Source organism: Marvinbryantia formatexigens DSM 14469, assembly GCF_025148285.1.
In the GTDB taxonomy this organism is placed as follows: Bacteria; Bacillota; Clostridia; order Lachnospirales; family Lachnospiraceae; genus Marvinbryantia; species Marvinbryantia formatexigens.
Map to the genome: position 1 here is coordinate 2355350 of NZ_CP102268.1, position 11783 is coordinate 2367132.

The window sequence follows — 11783 nt, forward strand, 5'->3', positions numbered from 1 at the left end:
CAAAAAGGAGAAGAATCAGATGAATAAAACGAAAAGGAAGTGGCATTGGAATAAAACACTGACAGGTTTTCTGTTTGTATTGCCGCAGCTGTTGTTTTTTGCGGTATTTACAGTTTACCCGATTTTTGAGGGATTTCGTATCAGTCTTTACAAGACAACTGCCGTAGAAAATACGTTTGTAGGACTGCAGAATTACATTACTCTTTTCCAGGATAGCGTATTTATTAAAAGTATTTTCAATACATTATTTTTAGTTGCAGTTATTACTGTGGGAATGCTGCTTCTGGGACTGGTAATTTCTCTGGCGATATTTGACAAGAGCAATGGCTATGTTACTTTTATCAGAAGTACAGTTTACCTTCCGGTAATCGTTTCCACGGTCGTAATGAGTATGGTATGGAAATTCCTGCTGAATCCGGCAAATGGTCTGGTGAATTATTATCTGGGAAAGATGGGTTCGAAGAATACGAATCTGCTTGGTAATCCGGACACGGCAATCTGGGTGATTGCGTTTGTAACGATTATTGCAAGTGTGGGTACGGCGGTAATTATGTATGTAGCAAGTATGAATGGCGTTTCTTCGGAAATGCTGGAGGCGGCAAAGGTGGATGGCGCAAGCAAACTCCAGATTTCCATAAAAATTATTATTCCGCTTGTGAAAGCGACAACGCTGTATCTGTCTGTTACAACAATTATTTCGATTCTGAAGCTGTTTGTTGTAATCCAGCTGATGACAGATGGAGGACCGAATAATGCTACTATGACAATGATGTATTATCTGTACAAAAATGCATTTGCATATGACAAGAAAAATATTGCGGCTGCAGTTGGTGTACTGATGTTTATTATAGCGGTAATTATTGCAATCCCCCAGTTTTCAAGCATGACGGAGAAGGAGGGCGGTCGATGAAGAAAAAGAAAGGCTTTTTACGTAAATGGAAGCGCATGGAACCGCTGGATAAGTTTGTGAATGTACTGGTTATTTTATATGCCATCATTAATTTATTTCCATTTTACTATCTTATCACAAGTTCCTTCAAAACATCGGCGGCAATTTTTAAGATGCCGCCGGACTGGTGGCCGAAAACTTTCCGTTACCAGAATTATCTGGATTTGTTTAGAGGACAACCGGCATTCCGGTGGGCGGCAAACAGTTTCCTGGTTGCTTTTTTGACAACAATGCTTGTGGTTATCTGTTCATCAATGGCTGCCTACGGAATATCAAAGGTTCGATTTAAAGGAAAAAATATTATATTTGCTATTTTTATAGGTGCACTGATGATACCGAAGGAGATTTTCATTGTTCCTTTGTTTCAGATTATTACAAATTTGAATCTCAGTGATACATATGCGGGAATGATATTACCGAATGTGGCAAGTACGTTTGGCGTTTTTCTGCTGAAAGGATTTTTTGACACCGTACCGGATTCGATAAGGGAATCGGGTAAGCTGGATGGCGCAAGTGAATTCCGTATTTTTTCAGAGCTGATAATACCAATCGTGAAACCAGGTATTGGAGCGTTGTTTATTTTGAATTTTGTAAATATATGGAATGATTACCTTTGGCAGTTATTGATTGCCAGAAGCAAGAATATGATGACGTTAATGGTTGGTACAGCCAGCATTATGCAGGAGATTAGCCCGAACTATGGTTATAAAATGGCAGGAGCTGCGGTGGCAAGTGTACCTATGCTTTTAATTTTCCTGTTTTTCCAGAGGTACTTCACATCTGGTATTACGATGGGTGCAGTAAAAGAATAATGTTTTAATATGGTTTGAGGAATGACATGAGATGCATTCTTAAACAATAAAATTCAAAGGAGGAAATCAAATGAAAAAAAGAGTAATGGCAATGGCACTGGCTTCTGCAATGGTACTGTCAATGACGGCTCCGGCAACTGCAGCTGATGAAGGACAGGAAATCGCAGGCGGAAAAGATGTATCACTGACGCTGTGGCTGACACCGAGCTGGAAAGGTGTTTTCAGCGGGGATGAACCGGATGCGGATTATGACAGTTTCTTCAAGGAAGCTGCAAAGAGATACAACGAGATGCATCCAAATGTAACGATTAATGTAGAAGTTATTGCAGGCGACAGCAGAGACGAAAAACTGAATGTTGCGGAGTCAACAGATACGCTTCCGGATATTGTGTATGAGGGAGCATTTACAATGTCTTCTTATTATCATAAAGGCTCGATTGTAGCTCTGGACGATATTATCAGCGAGGATGACAAGGCAGACATTGCGGATGGAATCTGGGAAAACTGCCAGGTAGAGGGAGCAACATTTATTTTCCCATTTGCACATATGCCGGGGACATTGATTTACAATGCCGATATGTTTAAAACAGCAGGTCTTGATGACTACATTAAAGGGGAATATGAGATTGCTACATGGTCGCCGGATGAACTGCGAGAAATACTGACAGCTCTGAGAGACTGTGAGGAGCTGGGCGGCGTATATCCGATGTCGCTGTTCTGCATGAACAATCAGGCAGATACATGGAATCTTACCTATCTGAGAATGTTTGGAAATACGTTTTTTGACGAAACCGGGCATCTGTGTGTAAATGAAGAGAACGGAGTAAAGGCGCTTCAGTACATTCTCGACCTGTCTGCGGACGGTCTGACTGTTCCGGGAGCGGAATCTCTGACTTCGAATGACTGTAACGCGATGTTCCAGAATCAGCAGATTGCGGTAAGTTTTACAAACAGTACATTGTATACAAATCTTCAGACGGATATGTCAAACGGTACAGTAGAGCCGTTTGATGCTAGACTGGCCAACATCCCTGGAGACCCGGAACCGCATTCTTTCACGTATGTTTCCGGCTTTATGGCAATGAATACAGGTGACGAAGACAGAATTGCTGCTTCTAAGGACTTCATCCAGTATGTATGCACGGATGAGGAACTGGTACTTGCTTCTAAGAATACTTTGCCGGTGCGCACTTCTGTAACGGAGCAGGTAAAGGATGAAATGCCGTTATTGGAGGCATATAACGCAAATGCACAGTATATATTTAATTTTTCCAATAACATGCCGGGTTATAACGAGCTGAGAAACGTGCTGTTCCCGGAACTTCAGGCTGCACTGATTGGACAGAAAACGGCACAGGAAGCTCTGGATGATTATGTGGAAAAGGGCAATCAGGTAATTGATGAAGGACGGGCAAACTCTGTGGTTTATAATCAGTAAATGATTATAATCCGTTCTGCGGCAAAAATTCTGTGATATGAGTAATATTGTTTCAGATTCATGAAAGAGCTGCAGATTTATATCTGCGGCTCTTACTCTCAGTGGAGAACTGGATTGCGCTCCGGTGCAATCAGAAATGATGAATGGGGTTGCATATATGTATAAAATAATAGATGTTCATGCGCATTTTGGAAATCCGGATGGATTTCCGCAGGGGGTTCTGGAAAAAGAAATGTATCGTATCAGCTTAAAGAAGCTGGAGGAAATATACCGTCTGCAGGGAATCCAGGCAGCCTGCATTTCACCGATGGAGGGGATATTTCCACGTAATAAAGAGGAATTGCTGGATGCTAATCGTTGCATGGAAGAGCTGTCGCAGACGCATGACTGGATTTATCAGTGGGTAGTTGTTAATCCATTGATGCCGGAGAGCTATTATCAGGCGGAAAAAATGCTGCGGGGAGAAAAATGTGTCGGGGTGAAAATACATCCGGATGCACAAAAATATGATATTGGACAATGGGGAGATGAGATTTTTTCGTTTTGCAGCAATCAGAAAGCGGTATTGCTGTCCCATAGCGGAGAAATGCTGAGTATGCCGGAGCATTTTGTGACGTTTGTGAATCGTTTTCCGGATGTACAGGTAATTGTTGCTCACCTCGGATGTGGTTATGACGGTGATATTTCACATCAGGTGCGGGCAATCAGAGAAGCAGCGAAAAATAATATTTATACAGATGTATCAAGTGCCAGAAGTATTCTGAACGGGCTGATAGAGTGGGCGGTGCGTGAGGTTTCTGAAAAGAAACTGCTGTTTGGGACAGATACTCCGCTGCACCATATACCAATGATGAAAAAAAGAATAGAAACCGCGGAGCTGACGGAAAAACAGAAAGAAGCGATTTTCTGGAAAAATGCAGTACAACTGCTCCCAAAGCTGGCAGATGTGTAAGAAGAATGGAGAATAAAATGATATATGGAAACGTAGAGCAAAAAGAAACATGGCAATTTCTGGAAGAAAAGCTGACAGCATGCTTTGCTTATGTGAAAAATCATGACATGCTGCATATGCAGCCGGGAACATATGAAATAAATGGGAGACATTTTTATGTAAATGTTTCGGAGTATACAACAACTGTGCGCAGTGAACGCTTTTGGGAAGCACATCGGAAATATCTGGATGTGCATGTGATGCTGCAGGGAATAGAAACCATTGACCTTGGATTTGTCTGGAGGATGAATCCGGGAGAATACGAACCGGATAAGGATTTCCTGCCACTGGACGGGCAGGCGACGGCAACTGTGACGATGCGGGAGGGAGATTTTTTGATATGTATGCCTCAGGATGCACACATGACAGCGATTATGAATGAGCAGCCACAGAAGATAAAGAAAGCGATTTTTAAGGTACAGATATAAACAGCAGAGGGAAACAGGGAATGAAAGAAGACGGGAAAATTCCGATTCCATTTATCAGAACAAAATACGAGAGCTTTACACAGATTGAAAAATGCATTGCAGATTTTTTTACCGATGAAGAACGTCTGTCAGGATACGGGACAGAGGAACTGGCGGCAAAGAATGTGGCGGAACGCCTGTTTGTTTCGGAAGCATCTCTTTCGCGCTTTGCGAAAAAGTGCGGTTTCCGGGGGTATCGTGAAATGATTTATCAGTATGAGAAGAGCCTGAGGGATGTCAGACGAAAAAAGCATGCTGATAACAACATACAAATGGTTCTGGATTTATATCAGGAGGTTTTGAATAAAACCTATAATCTGGTAGATGAGACCCAGATTCTGCATATTGTACGTTGCATGAATACGGCAAACCGGGTGTATGTATGCGGAATGGGAAGTTCCGGACAGGCAGCCTGTGAAATGGAAAGCCGTTTTGCGCGGATTGGTGTAGACATTGATTCTATCCAGGATGCGGACAGAATGCGGATGCAGACTGTTTTCATGAATCCGGGAAAACTGGTAATCGGGCTGAGTCTGAGCGGAGAAACCGAAGAGGTACTGTATCTTTTGCGGGAATCGGGCAAGAGGAAAGCACAGACGGTACTTTTTACGGCCAATGAACGGGAACAGCTCCGGCAGTACTGTACGGAAGTGGTGCGTCTGCCTTCTTTTCGATATATGAATTTTGGAAATGTGATTTCGCCGCAGTTACCGCTACTGATATTAATTGATATTTTGTATCATTATTATGTAAATCAGGACCGGTATTTAAAAAAATCCCTTCATGGGGATACCTTAACAGCGCTCAATGAAGGCAGAAGGCTGTACAGAACAGAAAGACTGCCGGTCTGAAGGTTTTCTGACCTCCCGACCGGCAGTTTTTGTTGCCATGCATACGACGCGACCGGTGGATGCTTTTTAGTCCTGCTCGCTTCCTGTTCTTATCAGTCGAAGGTGATTGCCACCTTGAAGTCTCCGTATTTGCCGCTGGCGTATTCGAAGGCTTCCTCCCATTTCTCGATGGGGAAGGTACGCTTTATCAGACCGTCCGTTTTCAGGCTGCCGTCGGTCATGTGCTCAATGACGAAGGGATAGCAGTAGGGGCTGATGTGGGAGCCGAGTACGTTCAGCTCTTTGCCGTCGCCGATGACGGACCAGTCGACGCTGGTTTCCTGCGCGAACACACCGAACTCGACAAAGGTGCCGAGCTTGCGGACCATTGCCAGACCCTGTTTCACGCTGGAGGGATGTCCGGTTGCTTCGATGTAGATGTCGCAGCCGTAGCCGTCGGTCAGCTCCATAATCTTTGCGATCGCATCCTCTTTAGAAGGATTGATTACAATATCCGCTCCGAAATCCTTTGCTTTTTCCAGACGCTCGTCAATCATATCCACCACGACAAGCTTTGCCGGGTTTTTCATGCGCGCGTAGGTAATCATGCCAAGACCGAGGGTACCGGCTCCGGCGATAACGAGAATATCCTCGTTTGTGACGCCCGCGCGGTCCACCGCGTGCTTGGAGCAGGCATACGGCTCAATCAGCAGGGCTTTTTCCCGCGGAAGCTCCTTTGGAACCCTGGAAATGACGGCTGTCTTTGGATAGCGCACATATTCCGCCATGCCGCCGTCGTTGGTATTCTGATAGCCAAACATTTTGTGCGGCTGGCACATCCAGTATCTGCCGCTTTTGCAGAAACGGCATTCGCCGCAGGGCAGTATCTGGTCGGCGGTGATGCGGTCGCCGATTTCGAAGCCCTTCACGTTTTCGCCGATTTCCGCCACAAAACCGAGAAATTCATGTCCGGGGATGAACGGCGGCTCCACCCATGCTTTTTCAGTCTCACTTCCCCAGTATCTTCCGGCACCGTGATAGCATTTTACATCACTGACGCAGACGCCGCAGCCTTCGGTTTTAATAATGATATCGTCCGGTCCGCAAACCGGTACCGGATGCTCCGTCTCCAGACGGTAATCGCCCGGTCCATAGGCAACCAGTGCTTTCATGGTTTTAGGTAAATTACTCATAGTCTGTCTGCTCCTTTCTGAATTGTACAAAAGTCAGGTGTTGTTATGCGCGAAGGAATTTGTGTCGGAATCCGTCTGCCTATCGTCTGCCGCCAGACATATGGCAGACGGAATTCCCCTACAAATACCACAGCGCAAAGGTTTCATTATGTATGTCAGCGTGCGCCAAGCCGTATCACATTCCAGGAGGCTGCGTGAAGCAGGCTGGTCATGATGCCGTCGTCCATTTCTGACTGACTGCAGGTTTTCGGCGCGACGAGCTGTCCGCCAGCACTGTTTGTAAGGTTCATGTCGCTGCTCTCCAGCACGATATGCTCAATAAGCTTATATCCCTCAAAGCCGCGCAGATCTGTCGTCAGTTCCAGGTCATCCTTCAGATTCCGGTTGACTGCGAAGATGGTGATTTCCTCCTTTTCCTCGTTCCACACCACAACGCTTTCCATATCGGTGACATTATCATGCATTGCGGTGTCGTGCACCGGAGTTTTTACGACCGGCTTCAGCACGGTCCCGCGACCGTATTTAGAAGCATGAAGATACGGATAGAAGATGGTCTGCTTCCATGCAGGACCGCCGTTCTGGTCAGTCATAATCGGCGCGATAACATTGACAAGCTGTGCCAGACACGCCATCTTTACGCGGTCCGCATGCTTCATCAGCGTAATCAGCATCAGTCCTACCAGCAGGGCGTCCTCAAAATTATAAATATCCTCCAGCATCGGCGGCGCAACGGACCATTTCTGATTTTTGCGCAGATCCATTTCCGCTTCTTTGGAGTGATACCACACGTTCCACTCGTCAAAGCTCAGATTGATATCCTTTTTGCCGCGTTTTTTCGCCTTTACATAGTCGCAGGTCGCGATAACGGAACGGATGAAATCATCCATATCATCAGATTTTGCAAGAAAATCCTCCGTGTCGCCCGCCACGTTATCGTAATATTGATGAAGAGAGACATAGTCCACATAATCATAAGTATATTCCAGAGTGGTCGCTTCCCAGCGCGGGAAGGTGGGCATATCGCGGTTGGAGCTTCCGCAGGATACCAGCTCGATGGTGGGGTCCACAATCTTCATGGCCTTTGCGGTTTCCTCGGCGAGACGTCCATACTCGTCCATCGTCTTGTGACCGAGCTGCCAGGGACCGTCCATCTCATTTCCCAGGCACCATACCTTAATGTTGTGCGGCTCTTTTACGCCGTGGGAGATACGCATATCGCTGTATTTTGTTCCGCCGGGATGATTGCAGTATTCCAGCAGGTTGCAGGCGTCCGCGATGCCTCTTGTACCGAGGTTCACCGCCATCATCACCTCAGAACCGGCTTTTTTCGCCCAGCCGGCAAATTCATTTACGCCTACCTTATTTTCCTCCAGGCTCTCCCACGCCAGCTCCAGCCGCTTCGGGCGCTGTGCGACAGGTCCCACGCTGTCCTCCCACACAAAGCTGGAAACAAAATTGCCTCCGGGATAACGGATAATAGGAACATCCAGTTCTTTTACAAGCTCCGTGACATCCCTGCGGAAACCGGATTCGTCGGACAGGGGATTGCCCGGCTGGTAAATGCCGTCGTAAACGGCTCTGCCCAGGTGCTCGATAAAGGAACCATAGATGCGTTTGTCAATTTCGGAGACCCGGAAATCTTTGTCGATAATCATTTTTGCCTGTTTAGCCAATGTTCTGTCACTCCTTTTCTCATATTTGTTCTTGCGTTCGTTTTTTGTCTTTTCATACCGGTTTTGTGGGGGACTTTTCCGGTTTCAGATAATCTTTATAGAAACAATATCACAAGCCGGAAATTACCCGATCTGCAGGACGCCGACCATATGGGGTTTCAGATGGACGGTCATGCCGGGCGTGTACGCGCCGAGCGTCTCCCGCTGGATTGTTACTTCGGTATGTCCGATATCATTATAAGCCTCCGTGCTGTCGCCGGCAATATAATAAAGCACCGCTTCCCCGGCTCCCTCCAGCATAAGCTGCACGGACTGTTCCTCTGCCGGGTCTTTATTTACCAGCGCAACTGCCAGCCCTTCCCGGTCGGAGAAGCAGGTCACTACAAAGTCGCAGATATCTGTTTCCTGCGTCCCGCCCTGCTTGTCGCGGACAGTCATGCATGGCATATCCGCGCACCAGCCATCGAGCACCGTGTCGCCCAGATAATTTACATAGAGGTCGAATACATGGTAGGTCGTGCGCAGCACGATGCCCTCCGGATACGTGAAAATACAGCCCCTTGTGTTTACAATGGGAGCGAAGTTCGCCATCCCCACAATATCACAGTGACGGTTGCAGGCATTCAGGAAGCAGGCGGTAAACACCGCGTCCGCCATCGTATACCTGCTGTTTTCGTCGTTCTTATCGCGCGGGTACAGATAATCCTCTTTCGTGCGCCCCTGCTCGATGGTATGCACATTGGGATGGTACCAGCCGCGCAGGTTCCACTCGTCAAACGCGATGCGGATTTTTTTATCCAGCTTCATGGCGGCAAGCAGACCGCGCACCTCCCGGATAGAATGGTCTATGTTGTTTGTGTATGCGCAGACCGCTTCATAGTCTGCATAATCGTTCGTCTGATGGATAGCGTCCCAGTATTCGTGGATGGAAATCCAGTCGAGAAACTGTCCGCTGCTCTCCAGCAGATTGATGTTCCACCTTAAATCTGTAAGCGCCGCCGCTGTCAGCTCGGTGTCCGGGTCCACATGTTTTATCATTTTGGCGGCTTCGCAGACAAGATGTCCCCACTCGTCTGCTGTTTTGGCTCCGATTTCCCAGAAGCCGTAGTTTTCATTGCCGATGCTCCAGTAGCGCACCTTATGAGGCTGTGGGAAACCATTCTGAATCCGCCATTTTGCATACTGCCCCTCGTTTTCCAGGTTGCAGTATTCCACCCAGTCGCTCATTTCCTCGGCGGTACCGGTTCCGGCGTTTGTGCAGATATACGGCTCGCAGCCGATTTTTCGGCAGAGGCGGATATACTCATCCGTTCCGAAGGAATTCGGGTCCTCCACGCGCCACGCCTTATCGAACAGGGGAACCCGGTTTTTGCCGACGGCATCCTTCCAGTGATAGGAGGAAACGAAGCAGCCGCCCGGCCAGCGCAGAACGGGCACCTTTATTTTTTTCATGGCTTCGATGACGTCGCTGCGGAAGCCGTCTTCATCGGAGAGCGGATTGCCGGGGTCGTACACGCCGCCGTAAATCTGACGGTGAAAATGCTCGATAAAATGTCCGTATATCATAGGATTGCGCTTGCCGGTCACCCGCTGCCGGGTGCCGTATAATTTCATAATGCTGTCACTCATAATCAGGTCTCCTTTTCAACAGGGCATGATTGCTTATCCTTTTACGCCGCCCGCGGTCATACCTTCGATAAAGTAACGCTGGAAGCAGATAAACAGAATCAGAATCGGTATGATGGCGAAGCAGGAGCCGGCAATCAGAATGTCGTAATTGTTTCCATACGGGGAGAGCAGGCTCTGCAGACCGACCGGAAGCGTAATCTTGTTGATATCATTGATTACGATCATCGGCCAGAGGAAATTGTTCCAGCTCTGCATACCCTGGTAGATGCCCATTGCCGCGAAAGAAGGCTTCATAAGCGGAACCATGATTTTGAAAAAGATTCCGTATTCCGTACAGCCGTCCACGCGCGCCGCATCGAGGAAATCCCGCGGAATGCCGGACAAATATTGCCGGAAGAAGAACACCAGCATCGGCACAACAATATAGGGAAGAATGATGCCCCACATGCTGTTCATCAGCCCCATTTTCTGTACAAGACGGTACAGCGGAAGCAGGATGACCTCGTTTGGAACCATCATGACAAGCAGTACGCACAAAAAGAGCGTGTTCTTAAACTTAAAATCGTACATGGCAAAGCCGTAGCCCACGCATGCGCTGAGGAACAGGGCGAGCGCCACCTGCACCACCGTGATGACAAGGCTGTTGCGGTACCAGATAAAGTAATTGTTTTCTCCGCTGAACAGCAGTTTGTATTCATCCAGATTCGCGTTTGCCCAGTCGATGGAAAAGTTCAGTCCGTAACGCATCAGGTCTGAGCCGGGACGCAGGGAGGATACCGCCAGCAGCAGGAGCGGAAGAAGCGTAATGATGGCAATCACGGTAAACAGTATAAACAGCAGGATGGAGCTGATTTGTGATTTTTTCTTCATGGACATAGTCTTACTCTCCTTTCTTTCCGAACGTACCGTTGAGACGGAGCTGGAACAGATTGACGACAAGTACAATCGCCAGGAAAATTACGCCGATGGCGCTTGCAATACCAAGCTGGTTCTGCTCGAAGCCCATGCGGTAAAGCATACCGACAAGCGTGGTTCCCACATTGTTCGGGGATTTGTTTCCGTTGAAGAGCATGTAGCTTTCGGAGAACATCGCCATGCCGCCGAAAATGGAAATCGTAAGTACGTAAATCGTGGTCGGCTTCAGAAGCGGGATAGTAATATAACGCATCTGCTGCATTGCGGAGGCTCCGTCAATGGAGGCAGATTCGTAAAGATCCTGGGGAATCTGCTGAAGTCCGGACAGATAATACATCATGTTTACACCGGTCCATCTCCACAGACAGAGGAAGAACAGTGCCAGCCATACGGTCACGGGCTGACGCAGCCACACCAGCGGACCAACGCCGAAAATAGACATTACCTGGTTCATAAAGGAGCCTTCCAGCTCGCCGAACATCAGACGGAACACAACGCCCGCCACAACGACTGAGGTCAGTGCCGGAATAAACAGAATGCTCCGGAAGGTGCTCTTGCAGCGCATATGCTTGCTGTTCAGAAGAATGGCAAGCACCATCGGGATGGGAATCATCAGCGCGCAGGAGACAATGGTGTAGAAGATACTGTTTTTCAGGCTCTTAATAAAGACGGCGTTTGTTACGATCGAGTAATTCTTTAATCCTGCAAAGGTGGAATTGGCGCCGGCAACGTTCTGGAAGCTCATGATTATCATGTTCACGATGGAATAGGCAAAAAATACCAGAAACGTAATGATGAACGGTGCGACAAATACATAGGGCGCTACCTTCTGCGAATACAGGAATCTTTTAAACAGGCTTTTCTTTTCGCTTTTCATTATATATCC

The 11783-nt window shown here is 47.4% G+C and carries 11 protein-coding genes; 6 read left to right on the forward strand and 5 right to left on the reverse strand.

Translation table 11 applies throughout. The annotated features are described in order from the left end of the window. Positions 1-19 precede the first annotated feature (19 nt). From NQ534_RS11210 to NQ534_RS11235, 6 genes are all read left to right on the forward strand, one after another. Positions 20-910, forward strand: coding sequence for a carbohydrate ABC transporter permease (locus NQ534_RS11210; RefSeq protein ID WP_006859805.1), 891 nt, complete (start codon positions 20-22; stop codon positions 908-910). Next, positions 907-1761, forward strand: coding sequence for a carbohydrate ABC transporter permease (locus NQ534_RS11215; RefSeq protein ID WP_006859806.1), 855 nt, complete (start codon positions 907-909; stop codon positions 1759-1761). Before NQ534_RS11210 ends, NQ534_RS11215 begins: the two co-directional genes overlap by 4 nt. Positions 1762-1831: 70 nt before the next feature. Then, positions 1832-3199, forward strand: coding sequence for an ABC transporter substrate-binding protein (locus NQ534_RS11220; protein ID WP_006859807.1), 1368 nt, complete (start codon positions 1832-1834; stop codon positions 3197-3199). A 157-nt stretch (positions 3200-3356) separates the two neighbouring features. After that, positions 3357-4151 (forward strand): amidohydrolase family protein, encoded by a 795-nt coding sequence (locus tag NQ534_RS11225; protein ID WP_157200705.1) that lies wholly within the window; start codon positions 3357-3359, stop codon positions 4149-4151. Positions 4152-4168: 17 nt separating this feature from the next. Beyond that, positions 4169-4618: a NanQ anomerase/TabA/YiaL family protein gene (locus NQ534_RS11230; protein WP_040781200.1), complete on the forward strand. Its 450-nt coding sequence runs from the start codon at positions 4169-4171 to the stop codon at positions 4616-4618. Positions 4619-4638: 20 nt separating this feature from the next. Further along, positions 4639-5508: a MurR/RpiR family transcriptional regulator gene (locus NQ534_RS11235; RefSeq protein ID WP_006859810.1), complete on the forward strand. Its 870-nt coding sequence runs from the start codon at positions 4639-4641 to the stop codon at positions 5506-5508. Between the two features lie 92 nt (positions 5509-5600). On the opposite strand, the gene NQ534_RS11240 is transcribed toward NQ534_RS11235, so the two are convergent. The 5 genes from NQ534_RS11240 to NQ534_RS11260 all read right to left on the reverse strand — a co-directional run bounded on the left by NQ534_RS11240 (position 5601) and on the right by NQ534_RS11260 (position 11774). Then, positions 5601-6680, reverse strand: a complete 1080-nt coding sequence (locus tag NQ534_RS11240) for an erythritol/L-threitol dehydrogenase (protein WP_006859811.1) — start codon at positions 6678-6680, stop codon at positions 5601-5603. 155 nt (positions 6681-6835) lie between these two features. Next, the gene (arfA, locus tag NQ534_RS11245; RefSeq protein WP_006859812.1) at positions 6836-8335 is read right to left on the reverse strand and encodes an arabinosylfuranosidase ArfA; all 1500 of its coding nucleotides are present in this window, start codon (positions 8333-8335) and stop codon (positions 6836-6838) included. Between the two features lie 141 nt (positions 8336-8476). Continuing rightward, a complete protein-coding gene (locus NQ534_RS11250) occupies positions 8477-9982 on the reverse strand; it encodes an alpha-L-arabinofuranosidase C-terminal domain-containing protein (protein WP_006859813.1) in 1506 nt (501 codons plus the stop codon). A gap of 33 nt (positions 9983-10015) precedes the next feature. Then, positions 10016-10858 carry a carbohydrate ABC transporter permease gene (locus NQ534_RS11255; protein ID WP_006859814.1) on the reverse strand — a complete coding sequence of 281 codons (843 nt, stop codon included), beginning with the start codon at positions 10856-10858 and terminating at the stop codon, positions 10016-10018. Positions 10859-10862: 4 nt separating this feature from the next. Then, positions 10863-11774, reverse strand: a complete 912-nt coding sequence (locus NQ534_RS11260) for a carbohydrate ABC transporter permease (RefSeq protein WP_006859815.1) — start codon at positions 11772-11774, stop codon at positions 10863-10865. Between the last annotated feature and the right edge of the window lie 9 nt (positions 11775-11783).

Excerpts from the sequence above, each read along its gene's own strand:
- NQ534_RS11210 (WP_006859805.1), top strand. The coding sequence starts at position 20 with ATGAATAAAACGAAAAGGAAGTGGCATTGGAATAAAACACTGACAGGT.
- NQ534_RS11215 (WP_006859806.1), top strand. The coding sequence starts at position 907 with ATGAAGAAAAAGAAAGGCTTTTTACGTAAATGGAAGCGCATGGAACCG.
- NQ534_RS11220 (WP_006859807.1), top strand. The coding sequence starts at position 1,832 with ATGAAAAAAAGAGTAATGGCAATGGCACTGGCTTCTGCAATGGTACTG.
- NQ534_RS11225 (WP_157200705.1), top strand. The coding sequence starts at position 3,357 with ATGTATAAAATAATAGATGTTCATGCGCATTTTGGAAATCCGGATGGA.
- NQ534_RS11230 (WP_040781200.1), top strand. The coding sequence starts at position 4,169 with ATGATATATGGAAACGTAGAGCAAAAAGAAACATGGCAATTTCTGGAA.
- NQ534_RS11235 (WP_006859810.1), top strand. The coding sequence starts at position 4,639 with ATGAAAGAAGACGGGAAAATTCCGATTCCATTTATCAGAACAAAATAC.
- NQ534_RS11240 (WP_006859811.1), bottom strand. The coding sequence starts at position 6,680 with ATGAGTAATTTACCTAAAACCATGAAAGCACTGGTTGCCTATGGACCG.
- arfA (WP_006859812.1), bottom strand. The coding sequence starts at position 8,335 with ATGATTATCGACAAAGATTTCCGGGTCTCCGAAATTGACAAACGCATC.
- NQ534_RS11250 (WP_006859813.1), bottom strand. The coding sequence starts at position 9,982 with ATGAGTGACAGCATTATGAAATTATACGGCACCCGGCAGCGGGTGACC.
- NQ534_RS11255 (WP_006859814.1), bottom strand. The coding sequence starts at position 10,858 with ATGTCCATGAAGAAAAAATCACAAATCAGCTCCATCCTGCTGTTTATA.
- NQ534_RS11260 (WP_006859815.1), bottom strand. The coding sequence starts at position 11,774 with ATGAAAAGCGAAAAGAAAAGCCTGTTTAAAAGATTCCTGTATTCGCAG.